Below are 16,105 nucleotides of genomic sequence, written 5' to 3'. Positions count from 1 at the left end.
GGCGGCTTCAGCGACCTCTCAGGAACAACTTGTCCAGTTCCGACAGCGTCACCACCGTCCATGTCGGTCGGCCGTGGTTGCACTGGCCACTGCGCTCGGTCGCCTCCATATCCCGCAACAGGGTGTTCATCTCGGGAATCGTCAGCTGCCGGTTTGCACGTACTGACCCATGGCAGGCCATGGTTCCCAGCAGCTCATGGGTGACGGCTTCCACGCGATCACTCTGGCCGTTCTCGATCAGATCCGCGAGCACATCCCGCACCAGCTGCTCGGTATCGGCACCCCGCAGCAGCGCAGGCACCTGGCGAATCGCCAGGGTTTCCGGGCCGATTCGCTCCACCTGGAGGCCAAGCTGCTGCAGCTCGGTAACATGGCTTTCCGCCAGCGCCGCCTCTTTTTGGCTGACTGCCAGTGAAACCGGCACCAGCAGGGGCTGGCTTTTCAGATCCTGCGCTTCCAGGGCTCGTTTCATGCGCTCGTATGTGATGCGCTCATGGGCGGCGTGCATATCCACCACAATCATGCCCTGCCGACTCTGGGCAAGAATGTAGATGCCGTGGAGCTGGGCAATGGCATACCCCAGCGGTGGCTCTGCCTCGCTGTCCACCGGCGGCGTCGGTTGCCCGGCGGCCAGCTCATGGGGCGGGGCGGCGCCGGCGTGGCCGCTCCTGTCCAGACCACCGCCTTCATTCAATGACTGGTAAAAGCCCATCTGGTCCCGCGCCTGCCACTGGTGCTGGTGTTGGGCAGTTGCCCCGGGAGCGCCCGCGGGACTGCGATCGAACACCGAACCGGTTTCGCCCCAACTGCGTCCACCGAAGGCCCCGCCTGCGGATTCGGCGGCGCCTCCGGTGGACGCGGCGGTGCCGATACTTCCGGGCACAGCCATTGCGGCACCTTCACGCACCTCCGATTGCGCCACAGCGCCCCGCAGATGGTCATCCGGGCGCACGTCCGCGAGGGCTTTGTGAAGCGTGCGAAAAATAAAATCGTGCACCAGGCGACCATCTCGGAAACGCACTTCGTGCTTGGTGGGGTGCACGTTGACATCCACCGTCGCCGGATCCACCTCGAGGTAGAGCACGAAAGCGGGGTGGCGGTTATTGTAGAGAACATCCCGGTAGGCCTGGCGCACGGCGTGGGCCACCAGTCGGTCGCGAATGACGCGACCGTTGACGAAGAAATACTGCAGATCGGCCTGGCTGCGGGAGAATGTCGGCAACGCCACCCACCCCCAGAGCCGCAGCCCGGTCGCCTCGGCGTCAATCACCACGGCGTTGTCGATGAACTGCTGGCCGCACAGGGCGCCAATCCGGCGCTCCCGATCCAGCGGGCTGGCCGCAGGGCGCAGACTCTGAATCACCCGCTGGTTGTGGCGAAGGGTGAATCCCGCATCGAATCGGCTCAGAGCCTGACGACGGATGCATTCGTCCACATGGTTGAACTCGGTTTTTTCGGTGCGCAGGAACTTGCGCCGGGCCGGGGTATTGAAGAACAGGTCCCGCACCTCAACGGTGGTGCCGACCGGGTGGGCCGCCGGCGAGATGCGCGCGTCCATGTCACGGCCTTCCACCTCCACCCGGGAAGCGGCCTCTTGCGCTTCGGTGCGGGAGGTGAGCGACAACCTCGACACCGAACTGATACTGGCCAGCGCCTCGCCACGGAAGCCCAGGGAAGAAACCGCCTCAAGATCATCAAGGCTTTCGATCTTGCTGGTCGCGTGGCGACTGAGAGCCAATGGCAGGTCCGCTTCGCCGATACCGAAACCGTCGTCCCGCACCCGAATCAGCTTTACACCGCCCTGCTCAATGTCCACGTCGACGCGGCTGGCACCTGCATCGAGGGCGTTCTCCACCAGTTCCTTGACCACAGAAGCAGGACGCTCCACCACTTCGCCTGCAGCAATCTGGTTGGCAAGCCGTGGTGACAGCAATCGTATGGCGGGCATAGTTCGGGAAAACCTCTTGTTCAGGATGCGGGAATGCGAATGGTCTGCCCTACCATAACACGGTCGTCGTTCAGCCCGTTAAACCGCATCAGCTCGCTGACCGTGGTCTGGTTCTCCCGCGCCACACCCGACAGCGTGTCACCTCGGCGGATACGATACTGCCCAGCGGTATTACCGCCCTGGCGGCTAGCCTTCTGGTACGCCAGCAGGGTACCCGGTGGCGGTGTTTTCGAGAAATAGTCGTGAATACCATCGAACACCGCGTTGGCCAGCTTGCGCTGGTAGGCGGAACTGGCCAGATTGCGCTCCTCCTGAGGATTGGAGATGAAGCCGGCCTCCACAAGCAACGACGGAATGTCCGGAGATTTCAGCACCACGAACGCAGCCTGTTCCACACCCGGCTTATGCAGTTTGGTGACATTACCCAGCCTGCCCAGTATCGAGCTGCCAACACCCAGGCTTGAGTTGATGCTGGCGGTCATTGACAGGTCCAGCAGCACGCCGGCCAGCATTTCGTCGCGGCCACTGAGAGACACCCCACCGGCACCGCCGATGAGGTCGGAGCTGTTTTCACTTTGCGCCAGCCAGCGAGCCGATTCACTGGTTGCGCCCCGCTGGGAGAGCGCAAAGACCGACGCGCCCCGCGGCTGCGGCGTGCGGAATGCGTCGGCGTGCATCGACACAAACAGGTCGGCGTTGTGCTTACGGGCCAGCAGGGTGCGCCCTCGCAGGTCAATGTAATAGTCGCCGGTACGGGTCAGCTTTGCCGTGAAGCCGGGTTTCTGGTTGATCAGGCTTTGCAGGGTTTTCGCCATGGACAGCACCACGTCTTTCTCGCGGGTACCCCGGGGACCGATAGCGCCGGGGTCCTCCCCACCGTGGCCGGCATCGATCACCACGATGATGTCCCGCTTGCCGTTGGGGCTCTGGGTGACTGTTGGCTGCGCGGCTTTCTGGGTTTTCAGCCCGCCTTCATCGATCAGATCAACCACCAGCCGATGCCCGTACTGCTGGTTGGGCTCGAGCTGGAAACTGCGGGGTTTGATATTGCTTTTCAGATCCAGGACCACGCGCAGGTCATCGCCATTTCGTCGAGCGCTGCGAATGCGCTGGATCGGGCTGCCGGACAGATCGAGCGCGGAGAAATCGGTTTTCAGATCGACATTCTTCAGGTCGATCACCAGCCGCGATGGGGCGCTCAGCGAAAACACGTTGTGATCCACCTTGCCGGCGGTATCCAGCACCAGGCGGGTATGGTCCGGTGCGGGCCAGATCCGCGCTCCCTCCACGCCGGTTCCGGCCAGTAGCACGCCGGACCACAGCAGCAGTGCGAGCGCGCCACCAGCCGTCAGACACTTATGCATTGCCTTGATGATCATCATACTGCCTACCCATTGTTGTTCTGGCCCGCTATGGCGCGGGCGTATCCGTTGCAACCGTGTTCAGGGCCGTCAGCATGTGACGACCGGAGGGCGTACCCGCGACAATATGCGCGGAACGCCCCTCTCCCTGCCGGACAAGGGTAATTTGCAGGTCCGGCACAGGCAGCACCCCCTGTCCCCGCTCCGGCCATTCAATCAGACACAGGGCGCCACCCTCGAAATAATCGCGGATCCCCATGTACTCCAGCTCTTCCGGATCGCCCAGCCGGTAAAGATCAAAGTGATAGGCCGCCGGTGCAAGGTGTTCGTAGGGTTCTACCAGAGTGTAGGTCGGGCTCTTGACCGCACCTTCATGCCCCAGCCCGCGCATGACGCCGCGGCTCAGGGTGGTTTTTCCCATCCCGAGATTGCCTTCCAGAAAAATCGTCACACCCCGGCCGGTGTTCCTGACCAGATCCGCCAGCCTGAGTCCGAACGCTTCGGTTTCCGCCTCATCAGCGAGGAACAACCGCAGCTCAGGTTGTGTTGCTTGCATGACCACCTCGACTCACCGTTCAATGCCTGCTGTGAGCAAGCTCCGCCTCTGCCAGTAACTCCGGCAGCGCATCAATCACATCCATCGGCAACAGCCCCATGTACCCGCGACGGCTGGACGCCCTGTCCGCTGCCGCCAGATGCAACGCGACACCCATTCGTGCCGCCAGCGCGGGGTTTTCTAGCTGACCATACAACGCGCCGATGACACCACAAAGTACGTCACCCATACCCCCGGTTGCCATCCCGGGATTGCTTCCACTGACGATATAGGGTTGCGGATCTCTGTCGCCGTCGACCAGGCTACCCGCCCCCTTCAACACGATCGTTCCACCATAAACCTGGCGCAGCTGCGCAATCGCCTTGAGACGGTCTGCCTCAACCTCCGCAACCGGGCACTCCAGCAGCCGGGCCGCCTCCCCCGGGTGGGGCGTAAGGATGTGCGCTTCGTCCTGCACCGCCACTCGCGTCGCCATCAGATTCAGGGCATCTGCATCCAGCACCCGGGGTTTACCACTGGCAATGACCTGTTGCAGCATCTGCTGCCCCCACGCCCCCTGGCCAATACCGGGGCCACAAACGATGACATCAGCGGCTTCTACCAGCGCAGCCAGCTCGGAACCGTGAACCAGCCCCTGCACCATGATCGACGGGCATCGCGCCAACGCCGGGGCCACATGTTCTGGTCGCGTGGCCAGTGTTACCAGGCCCGCGCCCGTGCGGGCCGCGGCCTCCGCGGCAAGAATTCCAGCGCCGCCGAACCCCCGGTCGCCCGCCACCACCAGCACGTGGCCGAAACGCCCCTTGTGGGCTGTCACCGGTCGTCGCGGCAACGAAGTCTTCACCGTGCGCCAGTCAGCCCGGCGCGCCAGCGGCAGTTGACCGGCGCCCGTCAGCCAGACTTCGGTCCCCAGTGGCTCGAAGCAGACGTCGCCGGCGGCCTCCGGGCCCTGGCCGGTAAACAGCCCTGCTTTGAGGCCGATGAAGGTCACCGTCAGATCGGCCCGCAGGACGTCGCCAGCCGCACCGCCGGTACTGGCATCCAGGCCTGAAGGCAGATCCACCGCAACCACCGGCACGTGCATCGCCAGACAGCGGCGAATCATCTCCGCCACCGGCTCTCTTGGCGCTCCGGTGACCCCGGTGCCGAGCATGGCATCGACAATCAGCCCCGCCGAGGCAAACTGCTGATCGCGCTCGGCGCCTGACAAGGCCTCCAACTCCAACACCTCGACCCCGTCTCCGCAGGCTTTCTGCCAGGCTTTGCGGGCATCGCCAGCCAGCTTCTCCTGCGGCAGAACGGCGAGGCAGGTCACCGGCAGGCCATGCCTCTGAGCGGCGGCCGCCACCAGATAACCATCGCCGCCGTTATTGCCCGACCCGCACAATACCAGAATCCTGCCAGGCTCGGGCCACCGCTGTATCATCCGCCGGAACACCGAGGCGGCCGCCGATTGCATCAGATCAAAGCCATCAACACCCTGCTGATCGATCACATAGTGGTCAATCTCCCGCACGGCATCTGCAGAGTAGAGCTCTTCTGGTAGAATGTGGTGATCCGTCGGAGGCATATTACCCGCGCTCCAGGCAAAGAAATCAGTTTAAGAGAATTGGCCAGATACCTGTAAAGCATAGCAAAACACAGAAAAAGGTCATAACTTAATCAGATTAAACTTCCGTACGCTCATTCTGTTTGCGTGACCATGACCGTGAAATCGACCGAAGCCCTTGAAAACCTGCCAGATTCCATTCGCACCTGGGCTCGGGAACTGGGTTTCAGCGACGCCGGCATCACCTACCCCGATACCGGCGTGCACGGTGAACGCCTGCGTAGCTGGCTCGCCCAGGGCTACCACGGCGAGATGACCTACATGGGCGACCACGGCGACAAGCGCTACACCCCCACTGCGCTGGTACCCGGAACCCTGCGGGTAATCTCCGTACGCATGGATTACCTCGCATCCCCGGACAGCCCGAAAGAAGCACTCACTGACCGGGAACGCGCCTATGTTACCCGCTACGCCCTGGGCCGCGACTATCACAAACTGATGCGCAAGCGCCTCGCAACCCTGGCCAAACGCATCGACGACGCCATCAGCGGTCACGACTATCGGGCTTTCGTGGACAGCGCCCCGGTTCTGGAGCGGGCCCTTGCCCAACGGGCGGGCCTGGGCTGGATCGGCAAGAACAACATGCTGATTCACCCCAAAGCCGGCTCGTTTTTCTTTCTCGGTGAAATCTTCACCAGCGCCCCACTCCCGGTGGACGAACCGTTCGAGACCGACCACTGCGGCAGTTGCAGAGCCTGCCTCGAGTTGTGCCCGACCGATGCCTTCGTGGGCCCCCATCTGCTCGATGCCCGTCGCTGCATCAGCTATCTGACCATCGAGCAGAAAGGCAGCATTCCGGAAGAGTTGCGCCCGCTGATGGGCAACCGGGTGTTCGGCTGCGACGACTGCCAGCTGGTATGTCCCTGGAACAAATTCAGCAAGCCAACCCAGGAGCCGGATTTCCAGCCCCGCCACGGCCTGAACAATAGCGAACTGGCCGAACTGTTCCTGTGGACCGAGGCCCAGTTCCTCAAACGCACCGAAGGCTCCGCGATTCGCCGCACCGGCTACGAAGGCTGGCTACGCAACCTGGCCGTCGGCCTCGGCAACGCGCCATCCACCATCCCGGTCATCGAAGCTCTGAAACAACGGGCAGACCATCCTTCCGGCATGGTCCGCGAGCACGTCCGCTGGGCCCTGAAGCAGCACGGCCTATAGCTTGAAGAAGGTTTCCCGGTAATGGCGCAGCTCGTTGATGGAATCGCGAATGTCGTCCAGCGCCAGGTGACTGCCCTTTTTCTTCACACCCGCCAGCACATCCGGCCGCCACCGCCGCGCCAGTTCCTTGATGGTGCTGACATCCAGATTGCGGTAATGGAAATAGCCCTCCAGCTCCGGCATGTACTTCACCAGAAAGCGGCGATCCTGGCCGATGCTGTTGCCGCACAGCGGCGATTTGCCCGGCGCTACATACTGTTTCAGAAACTCGATGGTTTCCTGTTCCGCGTCCCGCTCCGACACGCTGCTCTCTTTGACCCGCTGGGTAAGACCACTCTCGCCGTGGGTCCGTGTGCACCACTCGTCCATCGCATCCAGCAGGCTGTCCGGCTGACGGATGGCGATCACCGGCCCCTCGGCCACCAGGTTCAGCTCCGAGTCGGTGACGATGGTCGCCATCTCGATGATTCTTTCTTTTTCCGGATCCAGACCGGTCATCTCCAGGTCGATCCATACCAGGTTGTTCTCGTCCACCATGTGTTCTTCCTCGAAACCGTCGGGTTGGTGCAGGGTACTGGCGGGTGCCACGGTCCGGGACTGTCGGAGGCCATGGATGGCCGGAGATCAAGCGCACAGGGATGTGCTTGTAGCGTGTCCCGGAGCGTGGCACCCGCCAGTGCCCGTAAAGTCAGATATATTCTCAGAGGTTGATGCCGATCATGCGGGCTGCGATCCTCAGGTTAGCGTATGATGGCACAGCAAAACCTACCCTTCATCAGGATTTCAGCAACTTCTTTATGGCAAAACGGCGACTGAACAAACAGCAGCAATGGCGGATCAAGAAAATTCACGCGGAACGCACCGCGCGGGTGTCCCGTAAGGAAAAGGCCATTGAGGAGCTGACGGAAGCCGGTGAACTGGGGCCCGAACAGCAGGGGCTCATTATCGCCCATTACGGCCAGCAGCTGGACGTGGAAGGACTGGAGGGGGACCATCAGGGCGAGGTGGTACGCTGTTTTGTGCGAGCCAACATCGACGGCCTGGTGACCGGCGACAAGGTGATCTGGCGGCCCGGTAAAAGCGAGACCGGGGTCATTGTTGCCCGCTGTGAGCGCACCAACCTGCTGCAGCGCCCGGACAATTTCGGCGCACTGAAACCCGTCGCGGCGAACATCGACCACATCATTCTGGTGATCGCGCCAGAGCCGGAGCCCCACGACAACCTGATTGACCGCTATCTGGTGGCGGCCGAAAGCACCGACATTCCCGTGGTCATCCTGCTGAACAAGACCGATCTGCTGACGGACCTGAACCAGCAGGCCATTGATGAACTGCTGGAGCGCTACGAGACATTGGGCTACAACGTGGTGCGCACCTCCGCGATGGCCTCAGGCAGCACGCCGTCACCGCAGGTGGAAGATCTGGTGCGAAATCAGACCAGCGTGTTTGTGGGGCAGTCCGGCGTGGGGAAGTCGTCGATCATCCAGACGTTGCTGCCGGATGAATCACTGCGGGTTGGCGCACTCTCGGAGAGTACCGGTAAAGGCACACACACCACCACCACCGCGAAACTGTTCCACCTGGCGATCGGCGGTGACCTGATCGACTCTCCGGGCATCCGCGAGTTCGGTCTGTGGCACATGACGCCCCAGGAGCTGGAGTACGGCTTTCGGGAAATTCGCGACCTGATCGGCCAGTGCAAGTTCCGCAACTGTCGCCATCTGGGGGATCCGGGCTGCGCCATTGATGCAGCCGCGGAAGAGGGACGTATCAGCTACCCGCGCCTGAAAAGCTTTCACCGCATTCTCAAAGACATGACCGAGCAGCAGGCCCGCGGGCTCAAGCTGGACTGAATACCGCTCGGGCGGTTACCAGTTCAGCTCTCCCTCCGCAGGCTCTTCCCGTTCCTGCATCCAGTCGCCCTGCTCCAGACTCTCCATCGCCTCCTCCTGCTCCGCTTCGGTCGGCGCGGTCAGGTCAATCAGCGGCTCATCGCTTTGCCCGGCGTTGCTCTGGATACCCTCGGCGGTTTTCTTGTTGAGTACGATGATGGAAATGCGGCGATTGACCGGCGCGGTGGGGTCGTCCTTGTCGAACAGCACCGAATCACTCAGCCCGACCACACGGGCGATCTGCCCGGCCCCGACCCCGCCGGCCACCAGCGCCCGGCGTGCGGTGTTGGCACGATCGGCGGACAACTCCCAGTTGGTGTACCCCGGGCGTCCGCCAAACGGCGTAGCGTCGGTGTGGCCGGTAATGCTCAGCTTGTTGGTGACCGCCCCCAGTGGTTTGGCGAGCTCGAACAGGATGTCCTGGGAGTAGTACTTAAGCTCGGCGCGGCCGCTGTCGAACATCGGGCGCTGGGAGCGGTCGACGATCTGAATTCTCAGCCCTTCGCTGGTGATGTCGATCAGCAGCTGATCCTTGAACTCCTGCAGGGTTTCACTCTGCTCAATGCGCTCCTGCAACTCCTGGAACAGCTCCTCCATCTGCCGCTGCTCCAGGGTCTCGGCCAACTCTTCAACCACCTGGTCCTCGATCTGGATATCGCTGCGCTCAAGATCCTGGGCGCTCTCGTTGACCACCGAAGCGCTACCTTCCAGATCCACCGGGTTGGGCGATCCACCCTCGGTAAAGCCGACCGGGTCCTTGAAATAGCCTTCCACTGCCAGCTTCTGCTCTGGAGTGGCGGTGGCCGTCAGCCACAACACCAGGAAAAACGCCATCATGGCGGTGGCAAAATCGGCGAACGCAACTTTCCAGGAGCCGCCGTGATGGCCGGCGGCAACCTTTTTTTTGCGCTTGACGATGATCGGTTGTTCTTCCACTAACCTGCTCCAACAGCCCCGGGGTTGATTACGTCGGCTTCGTTACTTCAGCTACGCTACTTCGAGCGAACGTGATCGTTAAGCTCCTGGAATCCAGGCCGCTTGTCAGTGGGAAGCGCCTTGCGCCCGAACTCAATGGCCATCTGCGGGGCCTGACCGGAAACCGTGGCCACCACAGAGGCTTTCACGCACTCGTAGGCTTTCAACTCGTATTTCGCGGCGTGCTCGAGGGCGATCGAAGTGGGACCAACAAAACCGTAGCCCATCCAGATGCCCAGGAAGGTCCCGACCAGCGCGGCTGCGACGCTCAGACCAATTTTCTCGGGGCCTTCAGTCAGGAAGTTCATGGTGATCACGATGCCAAGCACCGCTGCCACAATACCCAGCCCCGGCAGGGCATCGGCAATCTTGTTCACCGCGTGTGCCGGCTCTTCCAGTTCGTGCTGGCGACTGTCAATTTCGTTCTCCATCATTCCTTCCAGCTCATGGGTGGCCATGTTGCCGGAACTGATGATGCGCAGGTAATCGGTGATAAACGCCAGCAGGTACTTGGATTTCATGACGGCGGGATAGCGGGTAAAGATCTGGCTGGATTCGGGGTTATCGATATCCTCTTCGATGGCCATCACGCCCTGTTTGCGGGATTTGTCGAAAACGTCGTACAGCAGGCTGAGCAGGTCGACATAAAACGCCTTGTTGTAGGGCGAGCCGGTCAACAGGCGCATGCAGCCCTGAAACACCTCTTTCACCGTATGCATCGGGTTGGCGATGATAAAGGACCCGACGGCCGCGCCCCCGATGATCAGAACCTCTGTCGGCTGCCACAACACCGCAAGGTTTCCGCCGTGGAGAACGTACCCGCCGAGTACACTCGCAATGACTACAACTGCACCGATTATAAGCAACATGGGAAGAGCACACGCCTTATGTAGTAGTTTTGACTGACCCGATCATAGCAAGCGCCGATGCCAACCGCGAAGCTGAGAAACAATTTCTATACACGCGGCTGTATTTGGTAAACTTCGCGCCTTTGAGCGCAAAGGATACGGTTTAATGTTCGACAAGCTTTTTGTTCTGAGCCAGTACATCACCCCGCAACTGGCGGTTTCCCGGCTGGCTGGCCGACTCGCCGACAATGACCGGGCACCGGCGCTCAAAAATCGTGTCGTGCGCTGGTTTATCGACCGCTACGGCGTAAACATGAGCGAAGCTGTGGATTCCGATCCCGAAGCCTATCCGAGCTTCAACGCCTTCTTTACCCGCGCGTTGAAGCCGGGCCTGCGTCCCATTGATGACGGCGAGTCGGTGCTGGTCAGCCCCGTTGACGGCGCCATCAGCCAGCTGGGCCAGATCACCGGCGACCGGGTGTTCCAGGCCAAGGGCCAGTCGTTCAGCCTGACCGAGCTGCTCGGCGGGGACGAACAGAGAGCACAGGTCTTCAACGAGGGCGAGTTCGCCACCATTTACCTGTCACCTAAAGATTATCACCGCATCCATATGCCTCTGGCGGGAACGCTGCGGGAGATGGTCTATGTGCCGGGCAAGCTGTTTTCCGTCAATCCGGTGACTGCGGAGAACGTGCCCAATCTGTTTGCGCGCAACGAACGGGTGGCCTGCATTTTCGACACAGAGGCCGGCCCCATGGCCATGGTACTGGTGGGTGCAATGATTGTCGGCAGCGTGGAAACCACCTGGGGCGGCGTGGTCGCTCCGGGCACGGGCCTGGTGACCACCACACGCTACGACGATCAGCCGGACATCTGTTTCGAGAAGGGCGAGGAGATGGGCCGCTTCCGTCTCGGCTCCACCGTGGTCCTGGTCATGCCGAAAGGCGCCGTCCGCTGGAACGAAGGCGAAGCGCCCGGTGGCACTGTGCGCATGGGCGAAGCCTTCGGCACCGTTACTTCCTGAAAGCTGCCTTCCCGGCCCCGGTCAAACCGGGGTCAGGCGATTTCCAGCGGAAACGCCAGCACATCCGAGATATCACTGGTCCCGAGTTTGAGCATCAATAACCGGTCCAGGCCCAGGGCGACGCCGGCACAGTCCGGCATACCTGCCTCAAGGGCCGCCATGAACGACTCATCGATGGCCATCACCGGCTTGCCGGACTGGCGACGGAGCCGGTTATCCGCCTCGAACCGCCGGCGCTGCTCACCGGCATCGGTCAGTTCCCAATAGCCGTTGCACAATTCGATCCCTTCCACATACAGCTCGAAGCGATGCGCCTGGGCCACTCCGTCCTGCACGCTGACCCGTGCCAGGGCTGCCTGCGATTGCGGGTAGCCGGTAATGAATACTGGCCCGACCCCGGCCAGCGCGGGCTCAACCAGGTAGCTCATCAGCAAATCCAGACACCCGTCACGCCCCAGCGCCATGACCTGTTCCGGCTCCAGCCACTGCTCACACCGCCGCATCAGCTCGCGATCCGTTGCTACAAACGGATCCAACCCGGCGAACTGCAACAGCGCCTCGCGGTAACGCAGCACTTGCGGGCGCGCGCAGCCAAGCCAGCCCACCACAAGATCGCTGACCTCAGCCATCAGATCAACGTCGGTGAAGCCCGGGCGGTACCACTCCAGCAGGGAAAATTCCGGATTGTGGCGGCCGCCCCGCTCGCCATCACGGAATACCCGGGCGACTTGATAGATAGGGCCGGAGCCGGCCGCCAGCAATCGCTTCATATGATATTCAGGCGACGTTTGCAGCCAGCCTTCACCGGGCGCACCCGCGACCGGGGTCAACTCGGCCGGCACCCCATCCAGGTTGGCATCGGTCACGCCGTGGCGCCCGAGTACCGGCGTTTCCACTTCCAGCACACCCCTGCGCGCAAAAAAGCCGCGCAACCAGGTCAACTGGTCTGCACGGCTTTTCAGGGCGCTCAGTGAAGCGCGGGGCTGCCACTGCGCTGCGTCAGACACGGAAGTAGCCTAGCTGCTCTTGACGCGGTTCACGTATTCGCCGGACCGGGTGTCCACTTTCAGCACTTCGCCGATGGTGATGAACAGCGGAACGTTGACCACCGCGCCGGTCGACAGAGTGGCCGGCTTGGAGCCGCCCTGGGCAGTGTCACCTTTCATTCCCGGGTCGGTATCAACCACTTCCAGCTCGACGAAATTCGGCGGCGTAACCGACAACGGCGAGCCGTTGTACAGAGTGACGGTGTACACGTCCTGTTCCTTCAGCCACTTCAGGGTATCACCCACCGCCTTGGCGTCGGCGGGATACTGTTCGAAGGAGCCGTCAGTCAGCATGAAATGCCAGAACTCGCCATCGGTATACAGGTACTCCATGTCCTGATCGATGACGTCCGCCGATTCAAGACTTTCGCCGGACTTGAACGTACGCTCCCAGACCCGGTTGCTCATCAGGTTACGAAGCTTGACCCGGTTGAAAGCCTGGCCTTTGCCAGGTTTTACGAATTCGTTTTCCAGAATCACGCAGGGATCGCCATCCAGCAAAACCTTAAGACCGCCGCGAAATTCGTTGGTAGAATATGAAGCCATGAAATGTTCACCCGAAAAGATGCAATTAAAAATTCAAAGGTCGCTATGATACAGCGAACCCCGGCCCGTATAGAAGCCCGCCAGTCTGATAACGACGAGCGAAGCTGGCAGCAACTGCTGGCCGGCTCAGTCACCACCCCCGAGGCATTGCTGGAACGGCTGGGGCTTGATCCGGCGCAATGGCTGGCAGGCGCCGAGCAGGGCCACCGGCTGTTTCCCATTCGGGTACCGGAGCCCTATCTCAGTCGGATGACCCGGGGCAACCCGGCGGACCCCCTGCTGCGCCAGGTACTGCCACTGGCCGAGGAAGGCCAGGCTGCTGCCGGCTTTGTTGCCGACCCGCTGCAGGAGGCCGGCGCCACGGCCACCACCGGGTTGATCCGCAAATACCGCAGCCGCGCCCTGCTGATGGTCACCGGCCAGTGCGCGATCAACTGCCGCTACTGCTTCCGGCGCCACTTCCCTTACGAGGATCACCGGCTGTCACCAGCCGACCGGGAACAGGTGGTCCGGACACTGGCACAGGACACCCGCATCAACGAGGTCATTTTCAGCGGCGGCGACCCGCTGGTGGCCAGCGATCGGCTATTGGCGGCCTGGGCCGAGGCGATCGGCAACATACCCCACATCCGGCGGTTGCGGATTCACACCCGCCTGCCGGTGGTAATCCCCCAGCGCGTGTGTGATACGCTGGAAGCGTGGTTGTCGGCCACCCGCCTGCAGACCGTGATTGTGCTGCACATCAATCACCCCGCCGAACTGGATCAGGTTACTCGCCGGGCCCTGCGCCGCCTGAGCGCCTGCGGCGCCACCCTGCTGAACCAGAGCGTCGTGCTCAGAGGCGTCAATGACAACGCCGGGGTGCTCTGCGAGCTGAGCGAGGCACTGTTCGAGGCCGGCGTGCTGCCCTATTACCTTCACGCCTTCGACCCGGTGGCCGGCGCCCATCATTTTGACGTCAGCGACGACGAGGCCCGCAGTCTGGTCCGGACCATGCTGGGAGACCTACCCGGCTTTCTGGTGCCTCGGCTGGTCAGAGAGACCCCGGGTAAAGCAGGCAAGACTCCCCTGGACCTGTTTGCGTGACCGATTCGGCAAAGATGGCCTAAAATCACTTGTGAAACTTTGTCAACGCGTGAATTTCTCGCTTTTTGTTCTGCTTTTGCTATTTTAGAGTTCTATTTTACTAACGATAAAAAACTGTATTTACGGCGTTTTCTGACCAGTGGGGTTCTCCTGTAGCCAGTGCCCGCCGTATCTGACAACATTTCGGGTACCAGCTGTGCCCCTTTTACCTGGCGTGTACTCATGGAAGGAAAGACTCTGAAACCCGACCTTCGGGTTCCCGAACAGAAAACAGCAAGTCTCTCGTTCTGCGAGACCTCTCCAAAAGCCTTCCGGGACTGGATCAAACAGCTCCCGATGGCCAACATCGGAGAGGCGTCCCGCCAGCTGTATCACGCCATTATTGAACTGAATCATCTGTTTATAGCACCGCAGCAGCGGTTCCAGTTTCTGGAGCTGATACGCCCGAAGATCCACTTTGTCTGCACTGAGCTGTCACGCCACTACCTTGGACTGGCCGTAGCACTGCCAGAGAAGCAGCGCAAAATCGCCAACCTTTCCCAGGCGCTGCAACTGCATTGTGCCAGCGGCTACAAACTCTGTGTGCTGGAACTGCTCGACAACGGTGGCCTGGACAAGAACCGCAAGGCGGTCGCTACCGCCACCCATCGGGCCATTTCCGAACTGGCGGCCACCATCGTCCGGGCACACCAGCTGTATTGCCCCAGCCCAGCCCAGAGCTGGCTGGAATGCCACCGACTGTTCCGGTTTGCGCACCGCAACAAACTGGCCAACCTGACGGTGGAGGACGATACCCTTATCCACCGCCACAGCAGTACCGTGGAAGACAGCTACAAACGGGTACTCCTGCTGGGGTGCGCGCGGCCTAATCAGCTACGGCAGAATGAGTTGCTGCAGACCTACGAGCTCTTCGAGACCTGGACCCAGCACACGGAATGCGGCCCGGATATTGGCGAAGACAGCCTGTTTGTGGTCAATATGGAACGCGATACACCGCCGGTGTACCGCAGCCTGCTGGAGCAGAAACCGGGGGCTGACACCTTTGGCTTTGACACCCGCGAACTGTCGCGGATGCTCGCAGAGGCCCTGCATTCGAGCACATCGAAAGCCCGCGGCGGCGACAAGCCTGCATCGCCACTGCAGTTACCGCACCGCGTCAGCGAAACCCTCCTCACCCACCTGAGCCAGGCGCTGGGCATCCTCGCCAAACGCAACTTCAACCGCATCGCCAGCCAGGGCACCCTTGAGGTCTGTGTCGGGCTGTCCGCTGCACACTTCTTTATTGCCGGTGAGAAGCACTTCAACGAGTTCGTCCGCGGCAATGATAACGGTGATGAAGAGAACCTGTTTATCCGCGCCTCCCGCAAGAAAGAGGACGCCTGGGCGGGTGCCCACGATGCCGGCCCGGCAGAGGATCGGCTGTTGTCGGCGGACACGCCGATCAATTTCCGGGGCAGCCATGGCCAGGCCGCGTCGGCCAGTGTCGACAAGGCCCGCCCACCCTCGCATCAGGCCCTGCTGATCAACACCAGCCCCGGCGGCTATTGCGTCGCCTGGGAAAGCAATGTGCCCCCGTCTCTGCAGGCAGGGGAGATTCTCGGGGTGCGCGAACAACCCAGCCACCCCTGGAGCGTCGCCGTGGTGCGCTGGCTCCGCCAGGTTCGCAATCAGGGCACCCAGATCGGCATCGAGCTGCTGGCACCCAGTGCGTCACCCTGCGGTGTCCGGCTGATCCAGAAGGTGGGAAACAGCAGCGAATACCTGCGCGGTCTGCTGCTGCCGGAAATCAGTGTCGTCAATCAGGCCGCCACCCTGATCACACCGCGCCTGCCATTCCAGTCCGGCAGCCGCATCTCCCTGCTTCACGACGGCCGCGAAGACAGTGGCCAGCTGCTGCGCAAACTGTCGGCCACCGGCAGCATCAGCCAGTTTGAACTCAAACTGCAGAATTCCGGCTCCGCGGCCACCGGTACGACGCCACCTTCAGCGGGCACCAACGAGGATGAATTTGACTCTCTGTGGCCCTCCCTGTAGCTTCAGGAGCTCCGGTGGCGCT

Annotated in this window: 14 protein-coding genes; 5 read left to right on the top strand and 9 right to left on the bottom strand. The window is 61.7% G+C overall.

What is annotated here, in order from left to right:
• Nucleotides 1-7: 7 nt before the first annotated feature.
• The 4 genes from mutL to DYI22_RS08925 are packed head-to-tail and all read right to left on the bottom strand — an operon-like array spanning nucleotide 8 to nucleotide 5,435.
• Nucleotides 8-1,948 (bottom strand): DNA mismatch repair endonuclease MutL, encoded by a 1,941-nt coding sequence (mutL, locus tag DYI22_RS08940; protein ID WP_213477722.1) that lies wholly within the window; start codon nucleotides 1,946-1,948, stop codon nucleotides 8-10.
• A 20-nt stretch (nucleotides 1,949-1,968) separates the two neighbouring features.
• The gene (locus tag DYI22_RS08935) at nucleotides 1,969-3,330 is read right to left on the bottom strand and encodes an N-acetylmuramoyl-L-alanine amidase (RefSeq protein WP_416234582.1); all 1,362 of its coding nucleotides are present in this window, start codon (nucleotides 3,328-3,330) and stop codon (nucleotides 1,969-1,971) included.
• Between the two features lie 28 nt (nucleotides 3,331-3,358).
• Nucleotides 3,359-3,865, bottom strand: coding sequence for a tRNA (adenosine(37)-N6)-threonylcarbamoyltransferase complex ATPase subunit type 1 TsaE (tsaE, locus tag DYI22_RS08930; protein WP_213477721.1), 507 nt, complete (start codon nucleotides 3,863-3,865; stop codon nucleotides 3,359-3,361).
• Between the two features lie 19 nt (nucleotides 3,866-3,884).
• Nucleotides 3,885-5,435 carry an NAD(P)H-hydrate dehydratase gene (locus DYI22_RS08925; protein ID WP_213477720.1) on the bottom strand — a complete coding sequence of 517 codons (1,551 nt, stop codon included), beginning with the start codon at nucleotides 5,433-5,435 and terminating at the stop codon, nucleotides 3,885-3,887.
• A 132-nt stretch (nucleotides 5,436-5,567) separates the two neighbouring features.
• Between DYI22_RS08925 and queG the strand changes: the two genes are divergently transcribed.
• Nucleotides 5,568-6,632 carry a tRNA epoxyqueuosine(34) reductase QueG gene (gene queG, locus DYI22_RS08920; protein ID WP_213477719.1) on the top strand — a complete coding sequence of 355 codons (1,065 nt, stop codon included), beginning with the start codon at nucleotides 5,568-5,570 and terminating at the stop codon, nucleotides 6,630-6,632.
• Here the strand turns inward: queG and orn are convergent.
• On the bottom strand, nucleotides 6,627-7,169 hold the full coding sequence (gene orn, locus DYI22_RS08915; protein WP_213477872.1) for an oligoribonuclease: 543 nt from the start codon (nucleotides 7,167-7,169) through the stop codon (nucleotides 6,627-6,629). The genes queG and orn overlap by 6 nt on opposite strands.
• A 260-nt stretch (nucleotides 7,170-7,429) precedes the next feature.
• Between orn and rsgA the strand changes: the two genes are divergently transcribed.
• A complete protein-coding gene (rsgA, locus tag DYI22_RS08910; RefSeq protein WP_213477718.1) occupies nucleotides 7,430-8,485 on the top strand; it encodes a small ribosomal subunit biogenesis GTPase RsgA in 1,056 nt (351 codons plus the stop codon).
• A gap of 15 nt (nucleotides 8,486-8,500) precedes the next feature.
• On the opposite strand, the gene motB is transcribed toward rsgA, so the two are convergent.
• The gene (gene motB / locus DYI22_RS08905) at nucleotides 8,501-9,460 is read right to left on the bottom strand and encodes a flagellar motor protein MotB (protein WP_213477717.1); all 960 of its coding nucleotides are present in this window, start codon (nucleotides 9,458-9,460) and stop codon (nucleotides 8,501-8,503) included.
• Between the two features lie 56 nt (nucleotides 9,461-9,516).
• On the bottom strand, nucleotides 9,517-10,368 hold the full coding sequence (motA, locus tag DYI22_RS08900; RefSeq protein WP_213477716.1) for a flagellar motor stator protein MotA: 852 nt from the start codon (nucleotides 10,366-10,368) through the stop codon (nucleotides 9,517-9,519).
• A 145-nt stretch (nucleotides 10,369-10,513) separates the two neighbouring features.
• On the opposite strand from motA, the gene asd reads away from it, so the two are divergent.
• Nucleotides 10,514-11,371, top strand: coding sequence for an archaetidylserine decarboxylase (gene asd / locus DYI22_RS08895; protein ID WP_213477715.1), 858 nt, complete (start codon nucleotides 10,514-10,516; stop codon nucleotides 11,369-11,371).
• Between the two features lie 32 nt (nucleotides 11,372-11,403).
• Here asd and epmA read toward each other — a convergent pair whose 3' ends face one another.
• Nucleotides 11,404-12,378, bottom strand: coding sequence for an EF-P lysine aminoacylase EpmA (gene epmA / locus DYI22_RS08890; RefSeq protein WP_213477714.1), 975 nt, complete (start codon nucleotides 12,376-12,378; stop codon nucleotides 11,404-11,406).
• Between the two features lie 9 nt (nucleotides 12,379-12,387).
• Nucleotides 12,388-12,963 (bottom strand): elongation factor P, encoded by a 576-nt coding sequence (gene efp, locus DYI22_RS08885; RefSeq protein WP_213477713.1) that lies wholly within the window; start codon nucleotides 12,961-12,963, stop codon nucleotides 12,388-12,390.
• 45 nt (nucleotides 12,964-13,008) lie between these two features.
• On the opposite strand from efp, the gene epmB reads away from it, so the two are divergent.
• Entirely contained in the window at nucleotides 13,009-14,049 is a 1,041-nt protein-coding gene (gene epmB / locus DYI22_RS08880; RefSeq protein ID WP_213477712.1) for an EF-P beta-lysylation protein EpmB, read from the top strand.
• A 222-nt stretch (nucleotides 14,050-14,271) separates the two neighbouring features.
• The gene (locus DYI22_RS08875) at nucleotides 14,272-16,083 is read left to right on the top strand and encodes a GTPase (protein ID WP_213477711.1); all 1,812 of its coding nucleotides are present in this window, start codon (nucleotides 14,272-14,274) and stop codon (nucleotides 16,081-16,083) included.
• Nucleotides 16,084-16,105: the final 22 nt, after the last annotated feature.

The sequence above is a fragment of the Marinobacter lipolyticus genome (assembly GCF_018424605.1).
In the GTDB taxonomy this organism is placed as follows: domain Bacteria; phylum Pseudomonadota; class Gammaproteobacteria; order Pseudomonadales; family Oleiphilaceae; genus Marinobacter; species Marinobacter lipolyticus_B.
This window is presented reverse-complemented; position numbering and strand designations above follow the sequence as displayed.

Coding starts and splice junctions, on each gene's coding strand:
- motA (WP_213477716.1), bottom strand. CDS start 10,368: ATGTTGCTTATAATCGGTGCAGTTGTAGTCATTGCGAGTGTACTCGGC.
- DYI22_RS08935 (WP_416234582.1), bottom strand. CDS start 3,330: ATGATGATCATCAAGGCAATGCATAAGTGTCTGACGGCTGGTGGCGCG.
- epmB (WP_213477712.1), top strand. CDS start 13,009: ATGATACAGCGAACCCCGGCCCGTATAGAAGCCCGCCAGTCTGATAAC.
- orn (WP_213477872.1), bottom strand. CDS start 7,169: ATGGTGGACGAGAACAACCTGGTATGGATCGACCTGGAGATGACCGGT.
- mutL (WP_213477722.1), bottom strand. CDS start 1,948: ATGCCCGCCATACGATTGCTGTCACCACGGCTTGCCAACCAGATTGCT.
- rsgA (WP_213477718.1), top strand. CDS start 7,430: ATGGCAAAACGGCGACTGAACAAACAGCAGCAATGGCGGATCAAGAAA.
- DYI22_RS08925 (WP_213477720.1), bottom strand. CDS start 5,435: ATGCCTCCGACGGATCACCACATTCTACCAGAAGAGCTCTACTCTGCA.
- queG (WP_213477719.1), top strand. CDS start 5,568: ATGACCGTGAAATCGACCGAAGCCCTTGAAAACCTGCCAGATTCCATT.
- tsaE (WP_213477721.1), bottom strand. CDS start 3,865: ATGCAAGCAACACAACCTGAGCTGCGGTTGTTCCTCGCTGATGAGGCG.
- asd (WP_213477715.1), top strand. CDS start 10,514: ATGTTCGACAAGCTTTTTGTTCTGAGCCAGTACATCACCCCGCAACTG.
- efp (WP_213477713.1), bottom strand. CDS start 12,963: ATGGCTTCATATTCTACCAACGAATTTCGCGGCGGTCTTAAGGTTTTG.
- DYI22_RS08875 (WP_213477711.1), top strand. CDS start 14,272: ATGGAAGGAAAGACTCTGAAACCCGACCTTCGGGTTCCCGAACAGAAA.